This is a genomic window from Pseudomonas sp. B10(2017) (genome assembly GCF_002113295.1).
Lineage (GTDB): Bacteria > Pseudomonadota > Gammaproteobacteria > Pseudomonadales > Pseudomonadaceae > Aquipseudomonas > Aquipseudomonas pudica.
Genome location: NZ_NEJU01000007.1, coordinates 199633 through 213862, shown reverse-complemented (window position 1 = coordinate 213862; position 14230 = coordinate 199633). Strand labels below are relative to the sequence as shown.

Sequence of the window (14230 nt, the reverse complement as noted above, 5' to 3'; positions counted from 1 at the left end):
CTGGCTATCCTGACCATCCAGCTACAGGGAGGTCACACTCATGGGTATCACGGCAGACAGTGGCGGCGTGCGTTCGGTGGAGCGGGCGCTGGCCATCGTCGACCTGCTGGGCGAACACCAGGCGCTGGGCCTGGAAGAACTGCATTACCTGACCGCGCTACCCAAGGCCACGGTGTCGCGCATGCTCGCCACCTTGCAGGAGCAGGGCTGGGTCTACCGCGGCCTCAGCGACCGGCGTTACCGGCTGTGTGCGCGGCGCCTGTTCGGCGACCGCCAGCTGCGTTTCAAACGGCGCCTGGTGGAACACGCAGCGCCCATGTTGCTGGAGTTGAGCGAGCGCACCGGGCTGGTGGCCGACCTGTCGTGTTTCGACGGCGAGCGGCTGGAGGTGATGGAAAGCGCCATCCCCCAGGTATTGCGCAAGCGCTACCCGCACACCTGCCAGATCGTCGGGCACCATGCCAGCCTTTTCCACTCGGCGATGGGGCGGGCGTGCCTGGGTGAGTTGGCGGTTGATGAAGTGCAGCGCCTGGCGGCCCATGAGCGGGTGGGCGACGAGACGGTGCTGCGCGATATCGAGGAAGAAGCGAACAAAGGGTTCGGCCAGCGCACCGAAGGGCACTGGGAGTACCCGGTGCGCTTGCCGTTCCTGATCCGCGCGATAGCCCTGCCGGTGCATGCCGAAGGGCGCCTGGCCGGGAGCATTGCCTTGCACTGGCCGCTGGACCAGGCGCCGGTGGAACGGGTGTTGAACCTGCACCTGAACAGCCTGGCGACAACGGTGGGGGAGGTGCAGCGGGCCTTGGTGGTTTGAGTCAGCCTGTACCGGCCACTTCGCGGGCTTGCCCGCTCCCACAGGTACCGAGCAGGTCTCAGGCAATGCACCATCCCTGTGGGAGCGGGCGAGCCCGCGAAGAGGCCAGTGCAGCAAACAACAAAAGAAGCTGTGTCCGAGGCCCCTCAGCGCTCCAGGCTGTACATCCGGCACTCCGCCAGCAGCGCCAGCAGGTTCGGCTCACGCTCCCGCGCCTTGAGGAACACCACGCCGATATGCTGCTGCAAGCGATATTGCGGCTTCAGGGCAATCAACCTGACCCGGTTTTCGTACACCGCCGCGATCCGCCCGGGCAGCAGGGCAAAGCCCACGCCCGAGCTGACCATGCTCAGCAGGGTGAAGATATCGTTCACCTGCATGGCCACCTTGGGTTCGAAGCCGGCCTGCTGGAACACCCGGGCGCCATCGCGGTGGGTGGCAAAGCCCTGGGTCAGGGTGATGAAGGTGGAGCCGGCCAGGTCGGCCAGGTCCACTTCGGCCTGCTCGGCGAAGGGCGAATCGATGGGCACGGCGAGGAAGATGTCGTCGGAGAACAGCGGCAATTGCTCGCAGGCCGGGTCGCTGACGCTTTCGTCGAGCGACACGAGGATGGCCTCCAACTCGTGGTTCTTCAGGCGTTGCAGCAGGTCGACGTTGGAGCCAAGGGTCAGGTCGATGTTGAGTTCGCTGCGGCGCAGCTTGAGGCCCATGACCAGCTTGGGCACGGTTTTCACTGTCAGCGAGTAGAGCGCACCCAGGCGGAAGCGCTCGGCGTAGAAGCCGGCGGCCTCGCGGGTCTGGCGGACCATCTGCTCGGCGTCCTGGATCAGCTGCCGGGCCTTTTTCTCAAGCACGTAGGCGCTTTCCAGCGGGATCAGCTGGCGGCCTTCATGCTTGAACAGCGGGCAGCGCAGTGCGCTTTCCAGCGAGTGGATGGCGCGGTGCACGCTGACGGCACTTGTGGCCAGCTCCGCGGCAGCGCGGCCGAGGTTGCCGGTGCGCATGAAGGCGAGGAAGGTTTCCAGCTTCTTGAGGGTCAGTTCTTCGTCGATCAGCATGGGGGCCTGGGGTGTGCGGCTTGGGGGTTATGGTGGGTTTGAGATCGAGCGCCGCCCGCGCGGCGCCTCGATCTCAAACCCACCAGATACCTCAAGCCCGACGCTCGATCAACGCCCACAACGCCGGGTCGTTGAAATCATCGATCACCAACCCAGCCCCCGCCGCCAGCAACCGCTCCGGCGTCTGGGTAGTGGCCACGCCCACGGTAAAGATCCCCGCGCCACTCGCTGCCGCCACCCCCGGCAGCGAATCCTCGAAGGCCAGTGCCTGGTCGGCTTCGGCACCCAGCCGCTGCAAGCCGGTCAGGTAGGGCAACGGGTCCGGCTTGGGCCGTGCCAGTTCCTCGGCCACCAGCACATGCTCGAAGCGCTGGCCCAGGCCCATGGCGTTCAACATGTGCTCGGCGTTCAGCCGCGGTGCGTTGGTCACCACGCACATGCCGATGTCACGAGCCCGGGCATGCTCCAGCAGGCGCACAAGGCCCGGCATCGGCTCGAGAGACGGCGACATGTCGCGGAACAGCGCCTCCTTGCGGTCGGCCAGCACCTGGCATTGTTCGGCACTGGCACCGGCAAACAGCTCGGCGAACAGCTCGCCGTTGGCGCGGCCGCTGACCTGGGCATCGAACTGCGCCTGGCTCAGCTCGCGGCCGTCATGCTCGCGCAGCAGTTGGCGAAAGGCCTGCAGGTGCAGGGTGTCAGTGTCGGTGAGGGTTCCGTCGAGGTCGAACAGCAGGGCAGTCAGCATTGGGTATTCAGGTCCAGAAATCGTGGGCGGGCCAGAAGGGAGATTCTTTGCCTTTGGAGTTACGTGAACTTCGCGAGTTCTGAGTGTACTGGAGTACGGCAGCCTTGGCAGAGCTGTGCTCGAACTCGAGGTTGGCGCCTGCGCATCGAGTCAGCAACTGCCAAAGCTGGAAAGGCAACCGAGTAACCGGCCGTTGGCACGCTCCGGCTTTCGAAGTTTGGTCATCAGTTCTGGTTGCCGTAGGTGGCTGGGCGCAGGTAGCTGATCTTCTGTACCTTGCCGTCGCTGTCACGGTAGGTGAGGGTGGCGATCTCGGCGTTGCCGGTGGTGTGGCTCGAAGCCTCCACAGCGATCACCTGGGCGATGTCCAGGTTCATGCCGTACTGGTACGCAGAGGCTGTCTGGGCGAAGGCGCCGACGCTGCTGCCGAAGGTCAGGGTGGCGAGAGTGATTGCTTTGATGATGTTCATGGTCATGCTCCGTTAGCTTGGGTAGTGGGATCAGCGACTGCTTGCTGCCTGGGTTTAATATTGCGCGATGATATTTAGTGCGCAAAATATATTTCCACTATCCGGTCTATTGGAGCGCTGCATCGCCTGAACGATGGTGCGGATCGCCGCGAGGGCTTCCCGCACACCGTCTTCCGCAGCCAGGTTCCCGGACCAGCCATATAGCCTTCAGCATCATTGCGGTAGTTTCGCGATCACCTTGATCTCGAAGTCGAAGCCCGACAACCAGGTCACGCCGATAGCGGTCACCGTCGGGTAGGGAGCCTCACCCCAATACTCGGCCGCCACCTCCCAGATGGTCTCGAATTTCGAGTCCGGGTCGACCATGAAGATGGTCGTGTCAACCACATCCTCGAAACTACTGCCGGCTTCGGCCAGGATCGCGTTGAGGTTGGCGAAGGCCACGCGAACCTGCGCCGCGAGGTCCGGCTCGGCCGAGCCGTCCTTGCGGCTACCTACCTGGCCGGAAACGAACAGAAAACCGTTGGAACGAATCGCTGGCGAGTAACGGTGGAGCTCATACAAAGCATGGCGATCAGGCGGGAAGACGACATCACGTTTGCTGGACATTGCGTACCTCGTTCGGGGCGCTGGCGGCCCGGTGATTAGGGTGAAGCCACTATAAGAAAGGCCGCCGGCCTGAATAAACGGGCAGCGCTGGCCATGACTGTTTGTATAATCCAAACAATCCAGGCGCGAGTGAGACGTGGAATGGACCGTTTCGATGCAATGCAGGCATTTGTCCGCGTGGTGGAAACCGGCAGTTTCACCAAGGCGGCAGCCACGCTGCACATGAGCAAGACCACCGTGACGCAGCTCGTTCAGCAACTGGAAGCGAGGCTGCGTGTGCGCCTGCTCAACCGCACCACACGCAAGGTCAATGTCACCGCCGACGGTGCGGCCTACTACGAACGCGTCGTCCGGCTGCTGGTCGACATGGACGACGCCGAGACCAGTTTGTCCAGCGCGTCGATGACACCACGCGGGCGGCTGCGAGTCGATGTACCCAGCCCACTGGCGCGAATGCTGCTGATACCAGCCTTGCCAGGGTTCTTTGCACGCTATCCAGAAATTCAGCTGACTGTGGGCGTGAGCGATCGTATCGTCGACATCATTGGTGAAAACGTCGACTGCGTGGTGCGTGGCGGCGAGATCACCGATCAATCCCTGGTGGCAAGGCATGTGGGCGATTTGAAACTCGGCATCTATGCCGCGCCCAGCTATTTGCAGCGCTTCGGTACGCCGGTGCACCCCCGTGAGCTTGAGGAGGGCCGACACAACACCGTCGGCTTCCTCTGGTTTCGTACAGGCAAAGCCTTGCCCTACGCGATGCAGCGGGGCGAGGAGCGCATGGAAGTCTACGGCCGCTCGCAGCTGATGGTCGACGACGGCAATGCGTACCTTGCCGCCGGCTTGGCTGGCCTGGGGATAATCTGGCTCCCGCAGTACATGGCCAGACCGCACCTGGCCAGCGGCGAGCTGCTGCCGTTGTTCGAAGACTGGCAGATGACGCCAATGCCGATGTACCTGGCATTCCCGCCGAATCGCCATGTCAGCGCCAAGGTGCGGGTATTTATCGACTGGATGATCGAGTTGATGGCCGAGCATGCGCCTGTGGCTGGGTGAAACAGGGGTAAACCCATTTCGCCATCCAAAAGCATCAGCCTTTTCCCTGGAGTATCAGCCCAGCCATTGAACGCAGCCGTCAAGCCGTCGACGAAGGGGGCTGTTCAGCGCGCCCCGAAAAGAGTACAAATGTGCTCCATGGACAATCTAACCCCAAAACGCCGCGCCATCTTAGAGTTCATCCGTGAACGCATTGCCGATCACGGCCAGCCGCCGAGCCTGGCCGATATCGCCACGCGCTTCGGTTTCGCCTCGCGCAGTGTCGCGCGCAAGCACATCACCGCCCTGTGTCAGGCCGGCTACATCGACGTCACGCCAAACCAGGCGCGGGGCATACGCCTGGCCGAACGGCTGCGCCGCCCGGAAATCCTCGAAGTGCCGGTGCTGGGCCAGGTGGCGGCAGGCGCCCCCATCGGCCCGGACCTCGACATTCACGAGCAGTTGCTGCTCGACCCCAGCCTGTTCCGCCGTACCCCCGACTACCTGCTGAGGGTGCGCGGCGACTCGATGATCGACGACGGCATTTTCGACGGTGACCTGGTTGGCATCCTCCAGCAGGCCGATGCCCGCGATGGCCAGATCGTGGTCGCGCGCCTGGACGGCGAGGTGACCATCAAGCGCCTGCAGCGCCAGGGTGGCAATTACCGGCTGTTGCCACGCAATCCGGCCTATGCGCCCATCGATGTGCGGCCTGAACAGGAGTTCTTCATCGAAGGCGTGTTCTGCGGCTTGCTGAGGCGTGACTGATGGGCGCGGTGGTCGACCTCGACAGGTTGCTCGACCAGCGCCGGGTATGGCGCGGTCGGCAGGCCCAGGCGCGGCCGCTCGGCCTGCAGCCCACGGGCCATGCCGCCCTTGACCAATGCCTGCCGGAAGGCGGTTGGCCCGCGGCTGCGCTCAGCGAGCTGTTGCTGGCCAGCCCCGGCTGTGGCGAATTGCAGCTGCTGTGGCCAACCCTGGCCCGCTTGAGCGCTGAGGCCAGCCGAATCGTGCTGGTGGCTCCGCCATTCATTCCTTACGCCCCGGCCTGGCAGGCCGCGGGGGTGGACCTGCGCTGGCTGGTACAGGTGGACGCCGCACCTGCCGATGCCCTGTGGGCCGCCGAGCAGTGCCTGCGCTCTGGCAGTTGCGCGGCGGTGCTGTGCTGGCCGGAACGAGCCGATGACCGCGCCCTGCGGCGCTTGCAGGTGGCTGCCGAAACCGGGCAGGCGCTGGCCTTCGCCTGCCGGCCGCAACAGGCGGCCCACAACCCTTCACCCGCAGCGCTGCGCATTGCCGTCGACACCCGTCCGGCACAATGGCGCGTGCTGAAAAGCCGTGGCGGCATGCCTCCGGCGCTGCCCATCGCCTGCCCGGGGCGGGGCTGATGCAACATGCTCTGGGCCTGCATCCTGTTCCCTCAGCTGGCGCTGGACACGGTCCTGCGTGAGCGTGACGACCCCGATACGCCCCTGGTGCTGCTTGGCGGGCCGACCCAGCGACGCGTGCTGCAGGCGGTCAACACGGCGGCGGCCGCGCTCGGCCTGCGGGCCGGGCAAACCCTGACGGCGGCGCGTGCGCTGGCCGATGGCTTCAGCTGCGTCGAAGCCGACCCCAGGCGCATCGACCAGGTGCAGCAGTTGCTGGCAGCCTGGGCCTACCGCTTCAGTGCCCAGGTCAGCCTGCACTACCCACGGGCGCTGTTGCTGGAGGTGGGCTCCAGCCTGCAGCTGTTCGGCCCCTGGCCGCTGTTCGAGGCACGCCTGCGCCAGGAACTGGCGGAACTGGGCTTGCGCCAACGTATCGTCCTGGCCAGCAACCCGGTGGCGGCGCGCATGCTCGCCAACGCTCACGATGGCCTGGCCGTGAGTGACGCCGATGCCACCCGTGCGGCGCTGCTGGGCATGCCCATCGAGCGTATCGGCCTGCCAGCCCAGGCTGCCGAGGCCTTTGCCCGCATGGGCCTGCGCCAGTTGAGCCAGGTGCTGGCCTTGCCCCGCGACAGCCTGGCCAGGCGCTTTCCGGCCCAGGTGCAACTGCACCTTGACCAGTTGCTCGGTCTGCGCAACCTGGGGCTGGGCTTCTACCAGCCGCCGGACCGTTTCGAGACCCGGCTGGAGCTGAATTTCGACGTCGAATCGCACCAGGCCCTGCTGTTCCCGCTGCGGCGCATGCTCAACGACCTTGCCGCATTCCTCGCCGGGCGTGACTGTGGCGTGCAGCGTTTCTGCCTGCACCTGGAGCACGTCGAAGGGCCGGATACCTTGCTGAAGGTAGGCCTGCTGGCCGCCGAACGCGATGCCGCGATGCTGTTCGAACTGGCGCGCGGGCGCCTGGAACCGCTGCGCATTCCCGCACCGGTGCGCAACCTGCGGCTGGTTGCCGAGGACCTGCCACCCTTCGTGCCGCAACGCCAGGCATTGTTCGACCCGCGTGCGCAACAGGCGCAACCTTGGGAACAATTGCGCGAAAGGCTGCGTGCCCGCTTGGGCGATGAGGCGGTCAAGGGCCTGAGCGCGGCAGCCGATCATCGCCCTGAATGTGCCTGGCAAGCGGTAGAGCAGGGTGCCCAGGGCAACATGCCGGTCGTCCCTGGCAGCCGTCCTGGCTGGCTGCTGTCGGCTCCCATGGCGCTGGACGAAAGCGGCTATCGCCTGCAAGGCCATGCCGAGCGCATCGAATCGGGCTGGTGGGATGGCGGCGATGTGCGCCGCGACTATTACCGCATCGAAACCCGTGACGGCCTGCGCGGCTGGGCCTACCGCGACCTGGGCAAGGCCGGCCCGTTGTGGCTGCATGGCTGGTTCGCATGAACACCCCGGGGTATGCAGAGCTGCACTGCCTGTCCAACTTCAGCTTCCAGCGCGGCGCGTCGAGCGCCGACGAGCTGTTCCGGCGCGCGCGTGAACAGGGCTACCAGGCGCTGGCGATCACCGACGAATGCACCCTGGCCGGCATCGTCCGTGCCTGGCAGGCAGCCAAGGAACACCAGCTGCGGCTGATCGTGGGCAGTGAAGTGCAGTTGCAGGGCGGCCCAAAGCTGGTGCTGCTGGTGCAGGACCTGGCCGGCTACCAGAACCTGTGCGCGCTGATAACCCGGGCCCGGCGGCGGGCGCAGAAGGGCGAATACCAACTGTTTGGCGATGACCTGCAGCAGCACCATCAGGGCCTGCTGGCATTGTGGGTACCCGATGACAGCGGCGATGACACCCCCGGGCAGTGGCTGCACGGTGTGTTCGGTGAGCGTCTGTGGCTGGCGGTGCACCTGCACCGCGGCAGTGACGATACCTTGCGCCTTGAACGCTTGCGTAGCCTGGCGGCCAGGGTCGGCATCCGCGCCGTGGCCTGTGGCGACGTGCACATGCACGTGCGTGGTCGCCGCGCCTTGCAGGATTGCATGACCGCCATTCGCCAGCATTGCCTGGTGGCCGACGCCGGGCGCTTCCTGTTTGCCAATGGCGAGCGGCACCTGCGCAGCCAGGCGCAACTGGGCGAACTCTATCCCGCCGACCTGCTGGCCGAGACCCTGGCCATCGCTGCGCGCTGCCAGTTCGAACTGAGCGAATTGAAATATCAGTACCCACGCGAACTGGTGCCCCATGGGCATACCCCGGCGAGCTGGTTGCGCGAATTGTGCCAGCAGGGTTTGCCGTCGCGCTGGCCAAACGGGCCGAGCAGCAAGGTGCGGGATGTGCTGGCCAAGGAGCTGGCGCTGATCGAGGAGCTGGGCTACGAAAGCTACTTCCTGACGGTGCACGACATCGTCGCCTTCGCCCGCAGCCAGCGCATTCTGTGCCAGGGGCGGGGGTCGGCTGCCAACTCGGTGGTGTGCTTCGTGCTGGGCATCACCGAGCTCGACCCTATGGAACACCACCTGTTGTTCGAGCGCTTCCTCTCGCGAGAGCGCAACGAGCCGCCGGACATCGACGTGGACTTCGAGCACGACCGGCGCGAGGAGGTGATCCAGTACGTATTCCGTCGCTATGGCCGGCACCGGGCGGCGCTCACTGCGGTGGTCAACACCTATCATGCCGCCGGTGCGGTGCGGGATGTGGCGCGGGTGCTGGGGCTGCCCGCCGACCAGGTGGACGCTCTGGCCAAATGCTGTGGCCGCTGGAGCGATCGCATACCCGATGACCAGCGCCTGGCCGAGGCCGGTTTCGAGGCGGGCAGCCCTTCGCTGCGCCGGGTGCTGGTGCTGGCCGGCGAACTGATCGGCTTCCCCCGGCACCTGTCACAGCACCCGGGCGGTTTCGTTATCGCCCAGCAACCCCTGGACGAGCTGGTGCCGGTGGAGAATGCCGCGATGCCGGAGCGCACGGTGATCCAGTGGGACAAGGACGACCTGGACATGCTCGGCCTGCTCAAGGTCGATGTGCTGGCGCTGGGCATGCTCAGCGCCTTGCGCCGTTGCTTCGACCTGCTGCAACGCCACCGCGGTCGGCACCTGACCCTGGCGACCATCCCCGGCGAAGACCCGGCCACCTACGCGATGATCAGCCGTGCCGAGACCATGGGCGTGTTCCAGATCGAGTCACGCGCGCAGATGGCAATGTTGCCGCGGCTGCGGCCCGAAAAGTTCTACGACCTGGTCATCGAGGTGGCCATCGTCCGCCCCGGGCCGATCCAGGGCGACATGGTCCACCCTTACCTGCGCCGACGGCTGAAGCAGGAGCCGGTGACGTACCCTTCGCCGCAACTGAAGGAAGTGTTCGAGCGCACCCTGGGTGTGCCGCTGTTTCAGGAGCAGGTGATGGAGCTGGCGATGGTCGCGGCCGACTATACCCCGGGCGAGGCCGACCAGTTGCGCCGCAGCATGGCCGCCTGGAAGCGCCACGGCGGCCTGGAGCCGCACCGCGAGCGGCTGGTGCAGGGCATGTTGCGCAATGGTTACGACCTGGCGTTTGCCGAACGCATCTTCGAGCAGATCAAAGGCTTTGGCAGCTATGGCTTTCCGGAATCGCACGCGGCCAGCTTTGCCTTGTTGTGCTATGCCAGCAGCTGGCTCAAGTGCCATGAGCCGGCGATTTTCACCTGCGCGCTGGTCAACAGCTGGCCCATGGGCTTCTACAGCCCCGACCAGTTGCTGCAAGAGGCCCGGCGCCAGGGTATCGAGGTCAGGCCGGTGGATGTGTGCCACAGTGACTGGGACTGCACGCTCGAGCCTGAGCCTGGAGAGGTGCTGGCCATTCGCATGGGCTTGCGCCTGGTACGGGGCTTTGCCGAGGCCGACGCCAGGCGCCTGGAGCAGGCGAGGGCGCAGCGGCCATGGCGCGATGTCGAAGACCTGTGCCTGCGTGCCGGGCTCGATTCGCGGGCCCGGGCCCGGTTGGCCGATGCTGGCGCGCTGCGCGCCTTGGCCAGCGACCGGCACCAGGCGCGCTGGCAGGTGGCGGCGGTGCAGCCGCAACTGCCTTTGTTCGCCGATATGCAAGCCTTGCCGGAAAGCACCGTCGAACTGCCCGTCCCCAGCGTGGCAGAGGACCTGATGGCCGATTACCAGGCCCTCGGTACCACACTTGGGCCGCATCCCTTGACCTTGTTGCGCTCACGCCTGCGGGCATTGGGCTGTCGCAGTTCGCGCGAGCTGCAAGGTGTCGGGCATGGTGACAATATTGCCGTGGCTGGGCTGGTGGTGGGCCGCCAGCGGCCACAGACCGCCAGCGGCGTGACCTTCGTCACCCTGGAGGACGAGCACGGCATGGTCAATGTGGTGGTGTGGCGGGAGCTTGCCGAACGGCAGCGGCGGGCGCTGGTGGGGTCGCAGTTGCTCAAGGTCAGCGGGCGGCTGGAGCAGGAGAATGGCGTGCGCCATCTGATAGCACGGCGGCTGGAGGATGTGAGCCCGCTGTTGCAAGGGCTGGACGTACGCAGCCGGGACTTTCACTGAATCCCCATCTTTGCGCGGGCCCTTGTGGGAGCGGGCAAGCCCGCGAAGCAGGCACTGCGGTGCATGGCACCGGCTTTGCCGGTGTTCGCGGGCGCGCCCGCTCCTACAGGAGTCTCGCCATAGTCCGGATTGCGCTGACCTGTGGGGGCGGCCTTGCGTCGCGAAAGGGCTGCGTAGCAGCCCCAGGATTTCGGCGTCACTGCAGATAATGCTGGGGCCGCTTTGCGGCCCTTTCGCGACGCAAGGCCGCTCCTACAAAAAGCGATTTCGTGCCAGTCGCTACACCATCGCCAACCGTTGCTTGCGTGTCGGTGCCGGGAACGCCCGGTCGATCGCCCGCAGGTCTTCGCTGGTCAGGGTCAACGAACCCGCAGCCGCATTCAGCCGCACATGCTCGGGCGCCACGGCCTTGGGGATGGCTATCACCCCGTCATCCCGGGTCACCCAGGCCAGGCTGACCTGAGCCGCCGTGGCGCCATGGCGCTCGGCGATTTGCGCCAGCACCGGGTGCTGCAGCAGGCGCCCGGCCTGGGCCAGCGGGCAGTAGGCCATGGTCGGCAGGGCGCGCTTTTCGCACCACGGCAACAGGTCGAACTCGATGCCACGCTGGGCCGGGTTGTACAGCACCTGGTTGGTGGCGCAATCGGGGTTGTGCAGCTCGCGCAGGTCGTCGACGTCGAAATTGGAAACACCCCAGCGCTTGATCTTGCCTTGCTCGCGCAAGCGCTCGAAGGCCTCGACGGTTTCCTCCAGCGGGTGCTGGCCACGCCAGTGCAACAGATACAGGTCGATGCAGTCGGTGCCCAGGCGCGTGAGGCTGCGTTCGCAGGCCGCCGCCATACCGAGCCGGCTGGCATTGTGCGGGTACACCTTGCTGACCAGGAACACCTGGTCGCGGCGCCCGGCAATGGCCTGGCCGACCACTTCTTCCGCGCCACCTTCGGCATACATCTCGGCGGTATCGATCAGGCTCAGGCCAAGTTCGATACCCTGTTGCAGGGCCGCCACCTCGGCCGCCTTGCGGGCCGGATCTTCACCCATGTACCAGGTACCCTGGCCGATGGCCGGAACGCTCGAACCTGCCAGTTTCACGTAACGCATGTCACCTCCGGTATGCGGGTATTGGTAAGCAGTACCTCAAGCAGCGCTTGCGCCGCCGTGGAAAGCTTGTGTTCGCTGAGGGCAACCACGCCAATGCGGCGCTCGACCGTGGGCTCGACCAGGGTCACGCAGCGGGCGCCAAGCTCCTGCATCTGGTTGATGCACAGTGCCGGCACGGCACTGACCCCCAGGCCACTGGCAACCATGCGGCCGATGGTCGACAGCTGGTGGCTTTCGAAAGCCACCGCCAGTTTGCCGTGCTGGGCGGCCACGTTCTGTTCCATCAGCAGGCGCACCGCCGAAGGGCGTTGCAGGGCAACGAAGTCTTCGGCCAGCAACTGTGCCCAGCTGACCCGAGGCAGCTGCGCCAAGGGCGAATCGGCGGGCACCACGGCGACGAAGCGGTCCATGTACAACGGGTGGAAATCCAGGCCATCGATGTTGTCCGGTTCGAAGCCGATGCCCAGTTCGACGCGACGATGGCGCACCAGTTCCTGCACCTGTTCGTTGATCACATCGTGCACCGTGACGTTGACCTTCGGGTAACGCTGGCGAAATACCTTCAGCGAGTGGGGCAGCAGGTTGCCGGCAAAGGCCGGCATGGCCGCCACCGAAACCCGGCCCAGTTGCAGGGTGAAACGCTGGCGCAGCATTTCTTCGGTGTCGTCCCAGTCGGCCAGCAGGCGCCGCGCCAGCGGCAGCAGCACCTCGCCCTCGGCAGTCAGGCTGACGCTGCGAGTGGTGCGGCTCAGCAGGGCGCCGCCAAGGTTTTCTTCCAGGGCCTTGATGGTCAGGCTCAGGGCCGGTTGTGAGACATGCAGGTGTTCACCGGCCTGAGCGAAGCTCTGGTACTTGGCCACAGCGACAAAGGCGCGCAGTTGCTTGACGTTCATGACAGGCCTTTTGGTTGTTTTGCAAAAGTTATCAATCGATGATGAAAACAAAATTAACAAATCAGTCGCTTGCGGTGAAGATGTCATCAGACGCTCACCGACAGCCTCGTCGGTTCAACAACTACAAAAGGCGGATCAGCATGGCCGGACTGGACAAGCGCGTTGCAACCTATGAACAGGCACTCGAAGGCCTGACCGACAACATGACGGTACTGGCTGGTGGTTTCGGCCTGTGCGGCATCCCGGAAAACCTTATCAGCGAAATCAAGCGCCGTGGCGTCAAGGGCCTTACGGTGGTTTCCAACAACTGCGGTGTCGATGGCTTTGGCCTGGGCGTGCTGCTGGAGGACCGGCAGATCCGCAAGATGGTCGCTTCCTACGTGGGCGAGAACGCCGAGTTCGAACGCCAGCTGCTGAGCGGCGAGCTGGAAGTGGAACTGACCCCGCAAGGCACCCTCGCCGAGAAAATGCGCGCCGGTGGCGCCGGCATCCCGGCCTTCTACACGGCCACCGGCTACGGCACCCCGGTTGCCGACGGCAAGGAAGTGCGCGAGTTCAACGGCCGCAAGTACATCCTCGAAGAATCCATCACCGGCGACTTCGCCATCGTCAAGGGCTGGAAGGCCGACCATTACGGCAATGTGGTGTACCGCAACACCGCGCAAAACTTCAACCCGCTGGCAGCCACTGCCGGCAAGATCACCGTGGTCGAAGTGGAAGAGATTGTCGAACCTGGCGTGCTGTTGCCCAGCGAGATCCATACCCCGGGCATCTATGTGGACCGCGTCATCGTCGGCACCTTCGAAAAGCGTATCGAAAAGCGCACCGTCAAGGCCTGAGCGCCATCCACCAGAACAACAAAGAGATCCTGACCATGGCACTGACCCGCGAACAGATGGCGCAACGCGTCGCCCGTGAACTGAAGGACGGCTACTACGTCAACCTGGGCATCGGCATTCCGACCCTGGTGGCCAACTACGTACCCGCCGACATGGATGTGATGCTGCAATCGGAAAACGGCCTGCTCGGCATGGGCGAATTCCCCACTGAAGGCACCATCGATGCCGACATGATCAACGCCGGCAAGCAGACCGTCACCGCCCGCCGCGGTGCCTCGATCTTCGATTCTGCGCAGTCGTTCGCCATGATCCGTGGCGGCCATGTCGACCTTACCGTGCTCGGCGCTTTCGAAGTGGATGTGCAAGGCAATATCGCCTCGTGGATGATCCCGGGCAAGCTGGTGAAGGGCATGGGCGGCGCCATGGACCTGGTGGCCGGTGCCGAGAACATCATCGTCACCATGACTCACGCCTCCAAGGACGGCGAGTCCAAGCTGCTGCCGCAGTGCAGCCTGCCGTTGACCGGCGCTGGCTGCATCCGCAAGGTGCTGACCGACCTGGCCTACCTGGAAATCGAAGACGGCGCCTTCATCCTGCGCGAGACTGCGCCAGGGGTGAGCGTTGAAGAAATCATCGAGAAAACCGCCGGCAAGCTGATCGTGCCGGATGATGTGAAGGAAATGACCTTCTAATCTATCGCCGCGCACCGCCCCTGTAGGAGCGGCCTTGTGTCGCGAAAGGGCTGCACCGCAGCCCTTCGATTTTGGCATCGA

14 protein-coding genes are annotated in these 14230 nt (G+C 65.1%); 8 read left to right on the top strand and 6 right to left on the bottom strand.

Annotated elements, in window-relative coordinates; genetic code table 11:
- The first annotated feature begins 40 nt into the window (after positions 1-40).
- Entirely contained in the window at positions 41-814 is a 774-nt protein-coding gene (locus CAF92_RS11790; RefSeq protein ID WP_046614263.1) for an IclR family transcriptional regulator, read from the top strand.
- A gap of 146 nt (positions 815-960) precedes the next feature.
- Here the strand turns inward: CAF92_RS11790 and CAF92_RS11785 are convergent, their stop codons facing one another.
- The 4 genes from CAF92_RS11785 to CAF92_RS11770 form a co-directional block, all read right to left on the bottom strand.
- The gene (locus tag CAF92_RS11785) at positions 961-1872 is read right to left on the bottom strand and encodes a LysR family transcriptional regulator (RefSeq protein ID WP_046614262.1); all 912 of its coding nucleotides are present in this window, start codon (positions 1870-1872) and stop codon (positions 961-963) included.
- Positions 1873-1963: 91 nt separating this feature from the next.
- On the bottom strand, positions 1964-2620 hold the full coding sequence (locus CAF92_RS11780; RefSeq protein WP_046614261.1) for an HAD family phosphatase: 657 nt from the start codon (positions 2618-2620) through the stop codon (positions 1964-1966).
- Between the two features lie 224 nt (positions 2621-2844).
- Positions 2845-3090, bottom strand: a complete 246-nt coding sequence (locus tag CAF92_RS11775) for a DUF2790 domain-containing protein (protein WP_085600932.1) — start codon at positions 3088-3090, stop codon at positions 2845-2847.
- 213 nt (positions 3091-3303) lie between these two features.
- A complete protein-coding gene (locus tag CAF92_RS11770; RefSeq protein ID WP_085600931.1) occupies positions 3304-3699 on the bottom strand; it encodes a RidA family protein in 396 nt (131 codons plus the stop codon).
- Positions 3700-3840: 141 nt separating this feature from the next.
- On the opposite strand from CAF92_RS11770, the gene CAF92_RS11765 reads away from it, so the two are divergent.
- The 5 genes from CAF92_RS11765 to CAF92_RS11745 all read left to right on the top strand — a co-directional run bounded on the left by CAF92_RS11765 (position 3841) and on the right by CAF92_RS11745 (position 10624).
- Entirely contained in the window at positions 3841-4755 is a 915-nt protein-coding gene (locus CAF92_RS11765; RefSeq protein ID WP_085600930.1) for a LysR family transcriptional regulator, read from the top strand.
- Positions 4756-4884: 129 nt separating this feature from the next.
- Complete coding sequence (lexA, locus tag CAF92_RS11760; RefSeq protein WP_085600929.1) at positions 4885-5502, top strand: transcriptional repressor LexA; 618 nt, start codon at positions 4885-4887, stop codon at positions 5500-5502.
- Positions 5502-6122: a translesion DNA synthesis-associated protein ImuA gene (imuA, locus tag CAF92_RS11755; protein ID WP_025339259.1), complete on the top strand. Its 621-nt coding sequence runs from the start codon at positions 5502-5504 to the stop codon at positions 6120-6122. Before lexA ends, imuA begins: the two co-directional genes overlap by 1 nt.
- Before the next feature lie 6 nt (positions 6123-6128).
- Positions 6129-7547, top strand: a complete 1419-nt coding sequence (locus CAF92_RS11750) for a DNA polymerase Y family protein (protein ID WP_046614257.1) — start codon at positions 6129-6131, stop codon at positions 7545-7547.
- Entirely contained in the window at positions 7544-10624 is a 3081-nt protein-coding gene (locus CAF92_RS11745) for an error-prone DNA polymerase (protein WP_085600928.1), read from the top strand. Before CAF92_RS11750 ends, CAF92_RS11745 begins: the two co-directional genes overlap by 4 nt.
- Before the next feature lie 279 nt (positions 10625-10903).
- Here the strand turns inward: CAF92_RS11745 and CAF92_RS11740 are convergent, their stop codons facing one another.
- Positions 10904-11725, bottom strand: a complete 822-nt coding sequence (locus CAF92_RS11740) for an aldo/keto reductase (RefSeq protein WP_085600927.1) — start codon at positions 11723-11725, stop codon at positions 10904-10906.
- Positions 11713-12618: a LysR family transcriptional regulator gene (locus tag CAF92_RS11735; RefSeq protein ID WP_085600926.1), complete on the bottom strand. Its 906-nt coding sequence runs from the start codon at positions 12616-12618 to the stop codon at positions 11713-11715. The genes CAF92_RS11740 and CAF92_RS11735 overlap by 13 nt, the downstream gene beginning before the upstream one ends.
- Before the next feature lie 140 nt (positions 12619-12758).
- On the opposite strand from CAF92_RS11735, the gene CAF92_RS11730 reads away from it, so the two are divergent.
- Complete coding sequence (locus CAF92_RS11730; protein WP_015270421.1) at positions 12759-13457, top strand: CoA transferase subunit A; 699 nt, start codon at positions 12759-12761, stop codon at positions 13455-13457.
- A gap of 35 nt (positions 13458-13492) precedes the next feature.
- On the top strand, positions 13493-14149 hold the full coding sequence (locus tag CAF92_RS11725; protein ID WP_025339254.1) for a CoA transferase subunit B: 657 nt from the start codon (positions 13493-13495) through the stop codon (positions 14147-14149).
- Positions 14150-14230: the final 81 nt, after the last annotated feature.

Coding starts and splice junctions, on each gene's coding strand:
- CAF92_RS11790 (WP_046614263.1), top strand. CDS start 41: ATGGGTATCACGGCAGACAGTGGCGGCGTGCGTTCGGTGGAGCGGGCG.
- CAF92_RS11785 (WP_046614262.1), bottom strand. CDS start 1,872: ATGCTGATCGACGAAGAACTGACCCTCAAGAAGCTGGAAACCTTCCTC.
- CAF92_RS11780 (WP_046614261.1), bottom strand. CDS start 2,620: ATGCTGACTGCCCTGCTGTTCGACCTCGACGGAACCCTCACCGACACT.
- CAF92_RS11775 (WP_085600932.1), bottom strand. CDS start 3,090: ATGAACATCATCAAAGCAATCACTCTCGCCACCCTGACCTTCGGCAGC.
- CAF92_RS11770 (WP_085600931.1), bottom strand. CDS start 3,699: ATGTCCAGCAAACGTGATGTCGTCTTCCCGCCTGATCGCCATGCTTTG.
- CAF92_RS11765 (WP_085600930.1), top strand. CDS start 3,841: ATGGACCGTTTCGATGCAATGCAGGCATTTGTCCGCGTGGTGGAAACC.
- lexA (WP_085600929.1), top strand. CDS start 4,885: ATGTGCTCCATGGACAATCTAACCCCAAAACGCCGCGCCATCTTAGAG.
- imuA (WP_025339259.1), top strand. CDS start 5,502: ATGGGCGCGGTGGTCGACCTCGACAGGTTGCTCGACCAGCGCCGGGTA.
- CAF92_RS11750 (WP_046614257.1), top strand. CDS start 6,129: ATGCTCTGGGCCTGCATCCTGTTCCCTCAGCTGGCGCTGGACACGGTC.
- CAF92_RS11745 (WP_085600928.1), top strand. CDS start 7,544: ATGAACACCCCGGGGTATGCAGAGCTGCACTGCCTGTCCAACTTCAGC.
- CAF92_RS11740 (WP_085600927.1), bottom strand. CDS start 11,725: ATGCGTTACGTGAAACTGGCAGGTTCGAGCGTTCCGGCCATCGGCCAG.
- CAF92_RS11735 (WP_085600926.1), bottom strand. CDS start 12,618: ATGAACGTCAAGCAACTGCGCGCCTTTGTCGCTGTGGCCAAGTACCAG.
- CAF92_RS11730 (WP_015270421.1), top strand. CDS start 12,759: ATGGCCGGACTGGACAAGCGCGTTGCAACCTATGAACAGGCACTCGAA.
- CAF92_RS11725 (WP_025339254.1), top strand. CDS start 13,493: ATGGCACTGACCCGCGAACAGATGGCGCAACGCGTCGCCCGTGAACTG.